The organism is Ralstonia sp. GX3-BWBA (assembly GCF_003290055.1).
Classification (GTDB): Bacteria; Pseudomonadota; Gammaproteobacteria; order Burkholderiales; family Burkholderiaceae; genus Ralstonia; species Ralstonia holmesii.
This window is the reverse complement of record NZ_QMKS01000028.1, coordinates 86203-100741: the sequence shown is the minus strand read 5'-3', so window position 1 is coordinate 100741 and position 14539 is coordinate 86203. Positions and strand designations below refer to the sequence as shown.

14 protein-coding genes are annotated in these 14539 nt (G+C 58.1%); all 14 read left to right on the top strand.

The features are described from left to right. Nucleotides 1-148 precede the first annotated feature (148 nt). On the top strand, nt 149-1138 hold the full coding sequence (locus DOD19_RS26205) for a hypothetical protein (protein ID WP_024979516.1): 990 nt from the start codon (nt 149-151) through the stop codon (nt 1136-1138). Beyond that, nucleotides 1132-1977, top strand: a complete 846-nt coding sequence (locus DOD19_RS26200; RefSeq protein WP_024979517.1) for a hypothetical protein — start codon at nt 1132-1134, stop codon at nt 1975-1977. Before DOD19_RS26205 ends, DOD19_RS26200 begins: the two co-directional genes overlap by 7 nt. Then, nucleotides 1971-3467 (top strand): hypothetical protein, encoded by a 1497-nt coding sequence (locus DOD19_RS26195; RefSeq protein WP_024979518.1) that lies wholly within the window; start codon nt 1971-1973, stop codon nt 3465-3467. The genes DOD19_RS26200 and DOD19_RS26195 overlap by 7 nt, the downstream gene beginning before the upstream one ends. 27 nt (nt 3468-3494) lie before the next feature. Further along, complete coding sequence (locus tag DOD19_RS26190) at nt 3495-4973, top strand: hypothetical protein (RefSeq protein ID WP_024979519.1); 1479 nt, start codon at nt 3495-3497, stop codon at nt 4971-4973. Nucleotides 4974-5201: 228 nt separating this feature from the next. Beyond that, nucleotides 5202-6650 (top strand): N-6 DNA methylase, encoded by a 1449-nt coding sequence (locus DOD19_RS26185; protein ID WP_024979520.1) that lies wholly within the window; start codon nt 5202-5204, stop codon nt 6648-6650. A gap of 45 nt (nt 6651-6695) precedes the next feature. After that, on the top strand, nt 6696-7172 hold the full coding sequence (locus tag DOD19_RS26180; protein ID WP_037032544.1) for a hypothetical protein: 477 nt from the start codon (nt 6696-6698) through the stop codon (nt 7170-7172). Between the two features lie 810 nt (nt 7173-7982). Next, the gene (locus DOD19_RS26165; RefSeq protein WP_231973504.1) at nt 7983-8159 is read left to right on the top strand and encodes a hypothetical protein; all 177 of its coding nucleotides are present in this window, start codon (nt 7983-7985) and stop codon (nt 8157-8159) included. Between the two features lie 379 nt (nt 8160-8538). Beyond that, the gene (locus DOD19_RS26160; protein WP_024979526.1) at nt 8539-8775 is read left to right on the top strand and encodes a hypothetical protein; all 237 of its coding nucleotides are present in this window, start codon (nt 8539-8541) and stop codon (nt 8773-8775) included. Nucleotides 8776-8783: 8 nt separating this feature from the next. Next, the gene (locus DOD19_RS26155; RefSeq protein ID WP_024979527.1) at nt 8784-9176 is read left to right on the top strand and encodes a hypothetical protein; all 393 of its coding nucleotides are present in this window, start codon (nt 8784-8786) and stop codon (nt 9174-9176) included. Between the two features lie 725 nt (nt 9177-9901). Beyond that, on the top strand, nt 9902-10246 hold the full coding sequence (locus DOD19_RS26150) for a hypothetical protein (RefSeq protein ID WP_024979528.1): 345 nt from the start codon (nt 9902-9904) through the stop codon (nt 10244-10246). 142 nt (nt 10247-10388) lie between these two features. After that, nucleotides 10389-11744, top strand: a complete 1356-nt coding sequence (locus DOD19_RS26145; RefSeq protein ID WP_024979529.1) for a hypothetical protein — start codon at nt 10389-10391, stop codon at nt 11742-11744. A gap of 330 nt (nt 11745-12074) precedes the next feature. Next, a complete protein-coding gene (locus DOD19_RS26140) occupies nt 12075-12323 on the top strand; it encodes a hypothetical protein (RefSeq protein WP_024979530.1) in 249 nt (82 codons plus the stop codon). Nucleotides 12324-12480: 157 nt separating this feature from the next. Further along, nucleotides 12481-13596 carry a hypothetical protein gene (locus DOD19_RS26135; RefSeq protein WP_024979531.1) on the top strand — a complete coding sequence of 372 codons (1116 nt, stop codon included), beginning with the start codon at nt 12481-12483 and terminating at the stop codon, nt 13594-13596. Between the two features lie 547 nt (nt 13597-14143). Continuing rightward, complete coding sequence (locus tag DOD19_RS26130) at nt 14144-14383, top strand: hypothetical protein (RefSeq protein ID WP_024979532.1); 240 nt, start codon at nt 14144-14146, stop codon at nt 14381-14383. The last annotated feature ends 156 nt before the right edge of the window (nt 14384-14539 follow it).

Sequence of the window (14539 nt, the reverse complement as noted above, 5' to 3'; positions counted from 1 at the left end):
TGGAGCCCGAACCCGGCAAGGGTACGAATACCGAAATTGGCGTCGTCCCATTGAGTCACCGGCCCTAGAACCTGCGATGCGTCTCCGTATATTGAGTCCACGTAGGTATGTGCTGGCGAAGGCATGGCGCGACACAAGGGACCGATTCATGGAAACGAAATACGGCGGCCTGACCGTCAATCAACTTAGCGATCTTCTCGCCGGCGTAGAGGGTGCGCCAACAAACATCGCGGGGATTCTCGGAGGAGGGGTCAACGCGATCGCTGTCTTACGTGACCTAGTTGCGGCTGCAATGGGTCAGGCTGCAGGAGACGGACGCAGGCACGCTGAATTGTTCCTGCCCGGTACGGTGACGCCACAGCAGGCTGCCGACGTTGAGAGCCCCTTCAACGCCTGCAGGAATCGGGAGGCCTGCCTCGAAATGCTTGTTCGCGAGCGCGCAGCCGCCGACATGCCTTCCCACGGGTTGGACGGACGTGCTTGCGAACACTGCATCGACGGACATACGGAGCTGACATTCGAGGGTGGGAAGTTCTCGAGCAACTGCGACCATTGCTGTGCCGACAATGACGATGCCATGGTGGACCGACTCAATCAACTGGTCGAGAACTGGCTAGCGGACCAAAAAGGCATGCCTCAACCCGAGCCCGCTAGGACTGGTGTTGGCGTGTACTGTCAGCCAGGCGATCAGCGAGATCCTCGTTGGCTCTTGATGTTCGATGACGCCGAGCGAGGAGCATGCAACTACGACAGCGAACATGAAGCGCGTCGGATGTTCGCGATCTCCGAAGGGAATGGCTGGAACTGTTGGTTGTTCTCACCGACCCTGCGGGCTTTCAGTGCAAATCAGTTCGTCGGCGCCGTCGAGGCCGCCTGCGTAACGGTCGATCGTTACGTGCTCATAGGAAGTGATCCGACGAACCCCACCCTGATTCAGCGTTGCCCGCAAGCCGGCGGCGCTGACAAATGGAAGGTGCAGCGCATGGACGAGTGCCTCAACAAACAGGGGGAATGGGAGCCGGAGATGCTTCCCAGCAATCGCGGCAATGCCTACTTGTCACGATGCCGGTACGACAGCGCCAAAGCCGCCATCGAAGCGGCTATCACTTCCGGACAAAAGGAGAGCCGTGCATGCTAACCGACGATCAGAAACTGAAGGCCGCACTCGAAGCGTACCTGGATGAAAGCGACGGCATCACAGTCTGGATGCCAAGCGAAGTCGTGCATGCGATGCTGTCGCGCGTGGGTTCTGAGGCTGTGACGGTACCGATCGACATGGTGCTGTTATGTCCGAAGTGCAACACCCAGCATATCGATGCGGCGGACGAGCCCGGCACGGCTATGGCTGGCGTACCGCGCTGGACCAATCCTCCGCACCGGTCCCATCGTTGCCATAACTGCGGCCATCAGTGGCGGCCTTGCGATGTCGAGACAAATGGCGTCAAGGCGGTGAAAACGAAAGGCAAGAACGATTCCCCAATCGTTGAATGCGCTGATCGTCCCGCGGCTTCTGTGTCGACCTCGATCTGGAAAACGACCCACAAGGCCGTGTGCGTCCCCATCACTGAGGACAGGGATGTCGCCGAACAGTGGAAGGCAAATGGCTATGAGGTGATTGCATACAGCCCGTGTTCGGAAGCGCAACCAACACCTACGGATACACGCAAAGCACTGTATGACCTGATCCACGGTGTACTGAGCGAGCACAGTCTCTCGTACACGTGCGATGACATCGACGAGAAGTATCCCCTTGTCGACAAGCTCTCCGCGCCCGGCGACTGCTCGACTAAGACGGGTCGGGAAGAAGTTGCCTTGATCGCCGAGGCAGTACTCGACGTCCTTCCGACGACGATCAGCTTGTTGAAGCCGGTTGTTCAAGCACCTGAGCTGGCCATCAATGGACCGATGGCCGCTTCCAACGGACAAGCACCAGAACAAGTCGCCAAATCGACAACCATGGAGAAGCGCTCATGCTGACTGTCACCGAGAAACTTAAGGCCGAACTCTACGATGCTGTCTTGAAGGCGGCCGAAGCCCTCGGCCCGGACGTTGTCATCAAGGCGCTGTGCCCAAATCACCTTGAAGATTACCGTCGGCACGTCGAAGCAAGCATGGTCGGTATCGCCGGCGGCATGCCTGGAACTAGCGGGTTCACCATGGCGTGCTTTGAGGCTGCAAAGGTGCCAGTCGGAACCCATCTGTACATCCAGCCCATCGCTGATCTGGTGAGGGCTGACGAAAACGCAGTGGATACCCTTCTAATGATGGTCCCGGAAGTAGCGACTGTCGAACGGCTGGTCCACGATACGGGCGGGGTTGCGCCTGAGCAGGTAGAAGCGGCGTTTCGGTCAATTGCCAAGGCGGCACTGTGGCGCACGCCTTCGGCACGGTACATCCGCCAGCACGCGCTTGGCGAAGCTAAGCGGGCAATCGAGGCGCTCTCTGGAACGAGGTGGGTAAGCCTGGAAGCTGCCGGCGAGTGCGCTGACGCCATCGGAAAACTGGCCGACGATGAGGGCGACGCCAAATCCGGGGAGGAAATCCTCGTGTGCATGCCGCACAGGGACGCGATCAAGCTTGAGCTGGAGTCGTCAGGGGCGGACGCACCGCGTTTTGTAGTGCATTTACCTGCGCACGTGGTGGAACGATCGCCAGAATTTCGCATGATCCCGGTTACCGACCGCTTCCCCGCGTACGACGAGAAGGCGAAAGTGATTGGCTTTACCCAAGATCACGACTACGGCGGCGTCCGGTTTCACCATATGAAGGTGTCCGATTTCTACGAGTGCAACCCTGACGACGGGGAGCCGGGCACCGGGTTGGCACGCAACGTAACGCACTGGATGTATGAGCCGTGGCCCGTGGCGAGCGATGCTAAATCGCACCAGCCCGGGCGAAGCGGAAATGCTGAAGTGCTTCAGATCATTAACGAAGAGGCCGGCCGCACTTTGTCGCGCGAAGACTTCGACCTTTGCAAGAGAATCGCAAAGCGAGTCGCGGCCCTTAAGCCGCAACCTTGTGACCAAAGTCCTGCAATTGATTGGCGCTTTCTGGCCAACGAGTGGGCGGATGTGGCCACCAATGGCCTGCAGTGGTTGCGCAACATCAAGGATAACGTGTCGCAGCCAGCTCAGGCTCTCGAAAACATGGAGAACTGCGTCGAAGGGGTCATGAAGTTGCAAGAGGGTTTGCACGAGACCTCCCGCCTTGAGCACTTGAGCGCCGACGTCATCAAGTTGATGTCCACGCAAACCACTATCACGCTGCGCCAAACGGAGGCCTTGCTAAAGTTCTTCGGCGGGTTCGACTTGGAAGTCGCGATCGCCCGTTACAAGGATGGTCTCATTGCCTGGGACGTGCACTCCCCGGAAAAAGGCGGCTCATTTCTTGGACCCACTGCAGTCGACGCTGAACATGCGCTGCACCGTCGCGAGCGGGAAGCGGCACATCAGGTCGTGCTCAACTAAGTACTGGACAAAACGCGAGGGAACGAAATGCTGACGAACTGTCCGGAACGGGTCTTTCTTCAAATTGGAGATGATTGCCCGCGTGATGCAGATTTCGAGGCTCTTAAGCACGTCACGTGGTGTGCGCACAGTGCCGGAGGGGGCGATATCGAGTACTTGCGCGCCGACGCCGTAGCTGCCGCCGTATTCAAGGTCCTGGCGGATGTAGAAGCTCTCGCATGCGCCCGGAATGCCCCTGAGTTGGCAGGTTTCGAAATGGCGCTTGAGGAGGTGCGCGCGCGCCTCGGTACGTCGGAACTCCAACTCACGGAAATGCTTGGTGAGCAGGCGACGGCGCGGGAAAGCCAAGCTGTGATCGCGGCCTACCTGTCCCATGCATCGGCGCAGGTCTTACCGTCCGGTCCGGAAATATTGAAGGCTCTGTGGGGGGGCAGTACCGAGCCATCGGCCGAGGAAGTGGGTGACCCGGTCGATTCCGGCCCCGGCCCGCAGGCCGAGCCGATGGAGCTCACTAACGACGACGTCCTGACGATTTTCGCAAACACCAGGGGCACCACTGCGAGCGACTACCTACTCAAGGTGGCCAAAAGCATCATCGAGCGGTCGCCATCCGCGGAGACTCCGGTTGATTCATTAACTTGGGCCGCTGTTGCCCGGGCGCTTCTAGCTTCAGAGGGGGCATCGGCGAGCGAGCTCATCCACGGGGCAGCGAAGCATGCTGCATTCCCATCAAAGTGCCCCATTACGCGCCGGGATTTCTTCATGGTGTTGGAACATCCCGAGCTGGGCTTGCTCCCGACCTATGGCGGGCCACTCGATAGCTACACCATCCCAGAGATGGAGGGCGAGCCCACCGAAGAGCTCCATGAGCGTAGCCTGTTTGTCCACCGGTATGACCACGATCGTGGCGAATGGGTGGACGACGAGTCAATCAATCTGCGCGTGATCGAGGAAAGCGTCCTGCACGAGTTGCAGCAGACTGCACCCATCTCTTGCTGCAAGGGGCATGAAGCCAACGCGGCCGCTACGTCGGAATCGATTCCGGCCCAGCGGGCGAATGCAGAAGCGCTGCAAAAGCTATTCGAAATCTTCGGCGTAGGACCGGCGGCGAGAACGCTGCCGATCCTTCTCGCGAATGCAGCCAATGCGCAACGCCGATCTTTGTGCTTGGCGGCGGTAGAGCGGGCGTTTTTCACTGTTGAGTCGGAATCAGACGAAGGGACCGACGAGCCTGGTGAGGAGTGCCAACTCAATTGGGGGGCGGAGCCGGAGGCCTATATCGAGCAGTTCCGTTCGGAATTGCAGCACTTGATCGCAAAGACGTTGGCGACGCGGCGCAACAACGCAGCGTCACTTGAGGCACTCGACATTCCAGGCCTGCGAAGTGCGATCCGAATGTTCACACCCAACATGCGCGATTGGATTGGGAAGGTGCTCGACAGATTGGAAGCCGTCGACAAAGGCGACGCCGATTGGGCTACCGTTCGAAGTGGGTCCGAAGCGTAGTAGTCCCTCATTATCTCGGGAGTTTTCCGGCATGAGGCGGTGGTACGAGTGCTGGAGCGACTAGGCGCTCGGCACCGCTTCCTGATTGCTTCCCGCATTTCGCGGATCCGTGCGGGCTTGTATTCACATCAAGCCGCGGCATGATGGCTTCAATCGCAAACGCCGCGCCGCACCCCCACGTCAACCCAGAGGTAGATGCAGAGTGCCAGGTGCCTAGAGGAACTCGCAATGCCCGAACAAACGATTGATCATCAACATTCGCACATCGCACAAGTAGATCTGGCGCGAACAGAAGCGGTAGAGCGGTTGCATCACGCGACGGCTATCTACACGGCAGCCCCGGTCGTCGATGACCTCCTTGGTCGGCTTGACTGGCCACGTGATGGGCGCAAGTTGGTCGATCCAAGTTGCGGTGACGGAATGTTCCTTGAGCGTGCTCTTGGAAAATTGCTTGCCGCCAGCGGCCAGGCTCGTCCGAGTGTTGACAGTCTGCGGGCCCAAGTCGAAGGTTGGGAGGTTCACGCAGGCGCGTGCATCGAAGCACGTGCGCGAGTAGCGGCTACGTTAAGCCGACATGGCTATGACCATACCCTTGCCACCGAGGCGGCTGAGTCGATGGTTCACAACCGCGATTTCCTCACAGAAGGGCCTCGAACACCTACTTACCATGCGGTGGCCGGCAATCCTCCATATTTGCGCTGGGTGAATGTCCCGCGTGTTCTGCAGGACGAATACTCCAGACACGTTCCGGCGTTCGCTGCCTATGATCTTCTGCATAGCTTCTTGGAGCGCTGCAGTCGATCCATCCATCCCAATGGCCAGATCGGTCTGGTGACTTCGGATCGATGGCTCTTCAATTCCGGTGCGTCGCAGCTGCGAGCAGAATTGGGGGCCCGACTGGCGATTTCCCATCTTGAGCGCTTGGATGCCGGCTCTGTGTTCTACCGCCCCAAGAATCGTCGCGCTGGAACGCCGCCACGAATCCACCCAGTTTCTGTCGTGTTGAATGCAACAGCAAAGTCGGACGAGGGCTCCGAAGTTCTCCAGGACGTCCGTGTCCTAACCGAGAGGCCCATCTATCCAGGCGTTGATGAAAGCCGCTACGAGGGCATGCCTACGCTTGAACAAATCGCCGAGGTACGAATTGCGCCGTGGCTTGGGACTCCAGGAATTTTCGTCGTGGACGAAGACGTTGCCGCACAACTACCTGGTGAGTATTTGGTGCCGGCCGTTGATACCGACGATATCGACGGTGGCAGTCTTGGAGTGCCTAAGCGATTTGCGATAAAGACTGAGCCGGGCGAACAGCCTTGTCAGGTCGTGATGGAGCATTTGCAGCGCAATATGCACAAAATGGCAGCTCGCGGCAGGCGTGGGGTCTTTTGGATGCCACCGGAGACGTTTCACCGCATGGATTTGTCCTGTGAGTCGCTATTGGTGCCGAGGATCGCGACATCGCCAAAGGCTGTGCGCGTGCCGCCGGGAATCTTGCCCATCAACCACAACCTGAGCATCGTTTCTGCTGAGCCGGGAGTGCTCAACCGTGTGGAGGCGGCGCTGCGCTCGCCGCTCGCGGCGCAGTGGGTACGTGACTTTGCGCCGCGCTTGGAGAACGGCTATTTCTCACTGTGCACCACATTGCTTAGGAAGATGCCGATCGACGTGTCTTCCGCTTGAGAAAATCATCGGGATATTGCCAGTGCCACGTGACAGACTGTGACGATGCAATCGATCATCATCAACCCAACCGATGAGCAGGAGCTCTCTCACCCTAATGGCATCTTCGTTTACGTTGACGAAGACGTAGACGGTGTCCTAATGGGGCTCCATGAACGTTTTGCCCGCCGATCCTTTGCTGCATGGGCGGGCCGCACCCGCAACGTGTTCCAGATGCGGGGCGGCTATGTCGTCAAATTGCCCAAGAACTTTCTTGGAATCCGGGACAATGACTGGGAAGGGTCCGTGTCGAACGCTCCGGAAAGTCTAGGCTGCGAATGGCATATTCAGTATCCCCGGACACGCTTGGCCGTGTTCGATGAGGTGCCGGTCGTCTTCATGGAGTTCGTGAACCCGCTTTCCAGCCAGGAAATTGTGAGTCGATTTGGCCATGAGCCTGACTGGGTGATGAGCGTGGATGGAGGCCAAGTCGGAGTCAATCGTGCTGGACGCCTTGTTGCCTATGATTACGGAGTGTGCTGAACGGGACCGGGATGCGCCGCGGTTAGCCGTTTCAGCGTTCAAAGGCAGCAGAAGATGGGCTTGATGCTCAAGTGAAGGGGCATTTTCGTCGATAGTGTCCATTGCGCTATACGCGACCACTCGGTATCTGTCGGGGTAACACAACTCTGGCAGGCCGAACTTGTGAGAAACGGGTGATGAGTGTTTTTGATGTTGCCGCTGTAGGGCTGGTTGTCTTGGCGATTGGTGACGTCGCCTTGCTGCTTTTCAGTCGGGAATCCAAGTGCGATTGGGCTTTGCGCTTGACCCTTGCTGCCGCGCTCGCTGTTGCGGCGCTACTGATTCAACAGCGGGACTTTTCTGTTGGCATTTGGGGACTTCTCGTTGTCCTGGCAGGGTGCTGTCAGGCCGGGCTGATATGGCGCCGGGTCGCCGACGTCAAACGAGGTCAACACTAGAGGGAAGACACGAATGGATGAGCTCTTCGAAAAACTCTTGCGCTTCACCTATATTCAGGTGGTCCTGTGCTTGCTTGTCCGCGTGTTCCAACCAGACTGGTACGTGGAACATCCTCTTCATGCAGTGATATTTGCTACTGCACTTGCTGCATGTGTCTTTGAGGTGGTCTCGGGCATCTTGAGGGCTGCGGCTCACCAGCACACAAACCGACAGCCTTGAGTGCATCTGGAAGCTTTGCGGTGGATGGACTTTGTTTCCGCGTCGATTCAGCCAAAGCGAACCTATAAGTGGCGAGCGCATATGAAGAAGTCAGATTCGTCGGGGCAACCGAAGCCGCCACGGCGGGATTGCAAGCAAGCGAGGATATGGAAGATGTACTACGAGGCGATGGCCAGATGGTACGAGGCAGCGGCCGATACGGTCGCCGTTACGTTTCCAGATTCCGAGGCCGTGCGCTTGGCCAAAGAGGATGCGTCGAGGTTTCAGGACGGCGCACGGCAAATTTCGATGCGTACTCATCCGAACATCGTTTCAGGCACCTGGAAGTAGGCTCAGAGGACTTTCATATGTTGATGCAATTGTGGGATCGACTTGCAGGGCGCAAGAGTCTGCCGAAGGGCTTTGTAGTACTTGGACCAGATGGCATTGCGGCTTGGGACATCGATAGTGACGTCCCACTGATGCCTACGCGCTGGTCGCGCTTGTCATTTGCCCTGACTGTCAGGCAGACGCAGAAGATGACCACTTCCGAGATTGACGCGCACATTGAAAGGTTCGCCTCGCCAGCGGTGAAGGAGCGGCGAGCACTGATGAACGTCGCCCTTTCAGAGCGAAATCACCGACTGGCAATGGAACGATTGATAGCGACGAATAGCCGACAGGGGCGGCAAGAATCGGCGATACCCCGCCGGACTGCATAGGATACGACGTGGAAATCGCTGAGCTTCTTGATACGGTGACCGGCTTCGGAAATGGGTTTGAAAGGGTCATTGAAGCGAACGGTATGACACAGAAAGAGTTGACCGCCTTGCTGTTGGATCACAACGTCGAGAAATGTCCATGCTGCCACTGGTACACGGATAGCCATCAACTGTTGGACGACAATGGTGTTGTGGATGGATACTGCGACAACTGTCGGCAGTACGATAAGCCGACTGAACAATAGGAAATTGTATGCGGGTCCTCATTCATTCGGCCTCACTTGGAACATTGCTCTATCACGCGTTCGATACGGCATTGTTTTCGACCATGCATCAGCCAATCGACCATGCGATGACGTTTGCGGACGAGGCAACTGCCCGAGCGTACGTTGAGGCTATCAAGAACAGCACTTCGAACTTTGTCGAGTGCTTTCCGGAAGATCTGTCATTCCCCGAAGTTGCTACCTCAGCGTCCAGCGCATCTATCGCAGAATGCGTAGCTGCTGGCGTTCCCGCCTGGCAGCCGAGTCCCGCTGTGCCGTATGAGTTCAACTTCCATACTGGCGATGTCGGGCATACCGTTGTGTACGGTGCGGTCCGTGCGGGAAAGTCGTTTTTGCCCCCGAAGCAGGATGGCCGACCGTGAGCTGGAATCCAAGCTCATCAACGTGCAATCGCTGATGGTCTCTGCATCTGGAGTACAACCGCAAGGCTTCCAATGGGTCTCATGACTATCGCTTCAATCGTCGCTGTCGCTACCTCAGGCGCGCTTCTTCGTTGCGCTTGGCACGCCTTTGAGGAATACAGAGTGCGTCGAAAAGCCCTTGCAATGATTCGGCAGCGGCTTCCGGGCCTTAAGAGCATTCCGCTCAGTCGTACTGATAAGCGCGGCTTCGAGAATGGTCCAGACGGTTGGATGCGTCCCCGTTAAGGCAGGGGCACGCGATGTCAAGCAGACGCCCACCTCACTGGGGAGAGCCGCTATCTCCGTTCTGCGAACACGGACCGGGGACGGACTGCCAGCATTGTAGAGGGGTATTCCCTTTCCCTGCAGATCCACTACCGCACCAAACAGGGTACAGGCCGAATGAGAAGCATGATCCCGTCACACAGAGCTGTGAAATTTGAGCGTGACAGCGCAGTCGCGCAGGATGCGGCTAGACGATACTGGCAAAAGGTGCCACAGCTTCTTGTTGGGAATTTCGTGCTATCCTGATACGGATTTTGCATGGTAGCTGGGCCAGAACCAGCCAAAGCGAAGCCTGATCAGGCCTCGTTCAATTTCACCGTTCTCCGGTGACTCTATCAACCCAAGCGGGGCAAGCAGCCCTGCGCGGGACTTGCTCCGCACGTTTCAACAGGAGCATCAAAATGGTTCTTGATTTGCTGCGTGATCCAAAGCTGAAGGTCAAACGCGCCCAGTCTTTGGTTGTGAACGCGCCCGCGTTGTTCAAAGACCCAGCGTTCATCGCGTGGTTGAACAACGGCCAGACGAAATTCACCTGGCACGAAGGCGGGGAGCCGACCGAGCATTCCGACGTCGTTGTGCTGGTCAACCCTGCGTCGGACTTTGACGGCACCGAAGCTCATGAGATGCCCGACCATGCGTGGGAGTTCATCTTCCGGCTCTGCGTCGAGAATTTCGACATTTACGGGCCGGGGACGAGCCCTGATGACCAGATCCTGGTGCGGCTGACTAACCGCCTGGAATCCTAACCACCGATATCGACTCAACCACACCGTCGTCGATTAATCGGTGATCAGTACCTCGCCGCCAAGGCGAGTCTCTAAACCCAAGCGGGGCACGCAGCCCCGAAAGGGTCTGCCTGCTTCGCGATACCAATTCAGGAGCAGGTTCATGGAAAAACATCACACTGGCACGGTGCACACCAAGCTAATCGAGGCATTCTTTCAGCCTCAGGCGTGGATCAACGACTACGCCACGGACATTGACGAAGGCTACGGCATCGACGTCACGCAAAAGGTGCTGTCATTGCAGCTGACTCAGATCCATGAGCTGCAAGACTGCCGGGATTCCACGGATGCACTGGTTGACGCTGTCAAGTTGGGGCACAACGGCCCGTACACGGTCGCGGTCGTCAGCAGCGTCTTGGAATTCTTCGGTGTGCGAAGCCTGGGCGAGATCGATCAGGATCAACTGGATGCCGCCAGGACTGCGGCGATGTGGTCGGCCTTGCAAGATCGCATTCCGTCGGCGCTGCTGAAGCGCAAGGTCCTGAGCGACTGGGGCAGTATGGTTGGTCTGACACTGCACGACGGGTACCGGTTTCTTGTTGCCAGTCATGCAAAAGCCAAGCGGGTAATTGCGGTCGTGGATGGATTGTTCAATCGTGACGCCTACAAGGCCCTGATCTCTGAAATGCAAGGGGCCGGCGTCGCTGTGGACAACGTACATGTGTACTGTGAAATCGGTTCGTACACAGGTCCGGGCATCGAGATCGTGAAGTTCGACGACTTCCCCGAAACTTTGGGACGTTACCGTAAGCCGAAGGGCGGGGAAGACTATGTCATTCTATCCAGTCAGACTCCTCCGAATTCCTATGTAGCGCATAGTCCTGAAGACGTCGGCGGCGAGCCAGCGGCAACGCCGCCGCAGACGTCGAACATAGAAGAGGCGGTGAGATTTGTCTGTCTTTCCGACGCGAGCGCGGTCCAAGAAGAATTGGTGAAGCGCTATCCCGGCAGCGTTTTCCTCATCGACATCGCGCCGCATGCCGCGGTTGAAGGTGAGCCGGCGGACGTAGTGCAAGGCGTTCCTGACCTGGACGGCTTGAACGATGAACGCGCAATGTGGGCCCGCCAAGCTTTGGACGCATTTCAGCGCGCAACCAACTGCGAGCAAGAGAGCGTGGTCGGAGATCTTCTGTGCGATCTGATGCACCACTGCGACAGAACGGGTGTGGATTTCTTGTCGGAGATGGGGCGCGCTGTTCGTCACTACGAAGATGAGACTTCCGCACATGTCGCAGTTGAACCTTCAGGTGTGCTCGAGTCGCTCTTGACGGATGCGCTCGAGTTGAGAGACATGAAGGTCGAGATCAACAACGACTACTCGCAAGAGGACCTCCTGCGTTGGGGTGACCGCCTTGCTGTCGCTGACAAGGCAGTTGAGATGCTAAAGGAATTGCCGCTTTATCCGCACCTTGAGCTACGCGCTCGCAAGCTTGCAACAGCGAGTACGCAGCAGAGCTGATCAGTACCAATTGGCGCCTGCCGCGCTCCCTTCACGGGGAGGCGGTGGGCGCTTTTTCATTTCGATCTGAGAAACGTGCTGCGGCTCCGAGGGGCCGGGGAGGGAAGTGCCGTGGCGGAAACTGTACTGAGCTTCGCCTTGGCTAGCTTCCTGATAGGAATTCTTCCGTGGTAATCTTGCGCAGTATTCCAACGGTAGCTAGACCGCAACTAGCCGATACTGGCCGAAGTTGGCCGCGTCACCGTAATGCGGTGATATTCAATCAACCCAAGCGGGGAGCATACCTCCGCTTGGGGATGTCAGCTCCGCATCCATCTTGGAGCATGATCCATGAAGAAGAGTGTTTTTTGGCAAGTGAAGCACACTCTGGTGGGCTTTGTGTCCGCGAATCCCAACGCTGCAGCGGCCCAAATGAGCCGGGAGCAGTGGAGGCAAGCTGCTGAAATCGGGCGGCAATCTCGCTCGATCGGCATTCTCACAGCACTCTCAGATGACGCCCTCAAGGAAATCGCAAGCGGAGAGCTGGATGTCGTCGCACTTTACAGTGCGGTGCTGGCCGGGCGTCGAACGAGCGCCTGAACTGGCGACTGTCGACATGCCACGTTAAGCGTGAGGCATTTGCTGGACGGTAGCTGAACGTCTTGGCGGACAGCTAACCATCAAATTGAATTTGAACCCATGCGGGGCGAGTGTCCCGACTGGGGATGCCTGCTTCGCGTATCCCATAGGAGCAGGTATGTCACAAAATCGTCTACCGGGCGAGCACCAGGAAGTGCTGTTTTTCTCGACAGCACAAGAAGGAAAGCGGAACGTCACCGCTACTGTCATTCGTCCGCTAACCGAGCAGGAAGCGGATATCGAAGAAGTCGGCCCAATGTTCAAAATTCGTCTCGAGGACGGCGCTGAGCAGGATGCGTTCGAGGACGAACTGATCCCCATCGATACCCTTGAGGACGAAGAGGTTGTCGGTCTCGATCGCGATGGCTGCGTGTTGCAGTGGAATACGCAGACGCGAATTTCCGAAAATACCGGCGAGAAGCTCGAACAGTATGGCATCCACAATCTGCGCGAACATGAGGCTCCGCGCGTCGGTGTACCAGAGGGCGTATGGCTGCAGCACGTCAACACGGTCACAGCGCGCCAGCCGGTGCCGGGCAAGCGCTATGTGTTCTTCAACGCCAACGACAGTCGGGTTTCCACCTGGTGCGCTGAGGGTCGCGTTGACGCACCGCGTACCGCCTATGTGGAGTCTGGCTTCGAGGCAACGCACTGGTGCGAAATCCCCACTGAGCATGACCCCCGCTGGCGTCCCGGTAACCCGTTTCATGTTCCGGAGGCCGAAGGCAAGGGAGTGCTGACGCAGTGCCCGTTCTATCCGTCTGGTCGATTGGGTGTTTGCTGGGAACGAAAGGAGCCTGGCAGCCGCCTGGATGTGAATTTCCCTACTTTCGACGGCGCGAAAGCTTGGATGCTGGCAGACGAACTCCGCGGTGAAGCATTGCCGTTGCCCGATGTCACGCGAAAGCTGCAGATCACGCACCCGCGCACGGGCGCCAGTTTCAGCGTCAAAGAGGCATCGGCAGCTGATTGGACCGACTCGTGGCCGTCCCAGATGGCCGACGGTCTGCCGGTCAGTGAGGGCCCGGGTAACATCAATGGTTCCGTGTTCTGCTTTTGGCTCGGACAACACACGAGCCCGTTCTGTACGGATATCGTGCGGACGATGACGGCGTTTATCGGAGACCACGATGTTGCGGCGGTCCGATTCGTACGTGCAGCGCCAAGCAAAGTGCACCCGGCCATTACGGCGGCGTACACTCAGTTGGCCGATCGCGCAGGTGGAACGACATGAGCAAGTACGGTCAGTTCAATCAGTGCGGTCGGGCCTTGGCCGCGCCTGGGCTCACGTCCTATCGCTGCCGGTCTGGCTATGGCTGGATCATGATTGGTGCGTCTGACGACCGCGACGCACTGCGCGAGGCCCGGAGGTCCAGGGCGGATGTCCTGGAGCAGGATCTGGAAGTTTGGGATGGTACGCAGTACCAGCCGGTACTGGGACGTCGAACTACGCCGACTGCCCCGGCCTGTGCCTGCCGTTCCTAGTTGGAAAAGGCCCCGACCACTCTTGGTGCAGTAGCCCCAAAGCCCGTCGTTCTCCTGAAAATGGGGAATGGCGGGCTTTTTTCTTTGCCTAAAAACACTCCCTGCTTCCCAGCAGGAATCCGTGATACCCTTGCGAGGTACCTCTACCGGCAGCTGGTCCGATATCCAGCCAGGTGGTTCGACCTAGGGCCACCGCTATTCAAATTCATCACTATGTGGTGATCTACATAACCCACGCGGGGCACGCAGTCCCGCAAGGGGTTGCCTGCTTCGCAATCTAATGCGAGGAGCAGGACATGTCAGTGAACTCCATCTGTACCGGCGGGCACCGTCAGCGACAAGGTGTGCGTTGTCTCAACATGCCAGGTCGGTCGCATTTGTATGGGCCAGTCGGTCAGATGTCCGACGACCTCGACGCCGGCGGCCCACTGGATGCACCGGAGATCCTTCCGGCCGGCAGCAGCAACAGCACCGATTGGCGTAACTTCCGTGGCCAGCCGATCGCCCGCCAGACGGAGTGCGGCCGGGAGCGGTGATGTACAGGCCGCGCCGTCCTAGACGAACAGCCGCTAGTTGATCCCTAAGCTCGGAACGTTGATTTCGATCGACCTAACGGCATTCATATTCACCGGCACCGGTGACCATTACCAACCCTCGCGGGGCAACCAGCCCCGAATGGGGTTGCTTGCTTC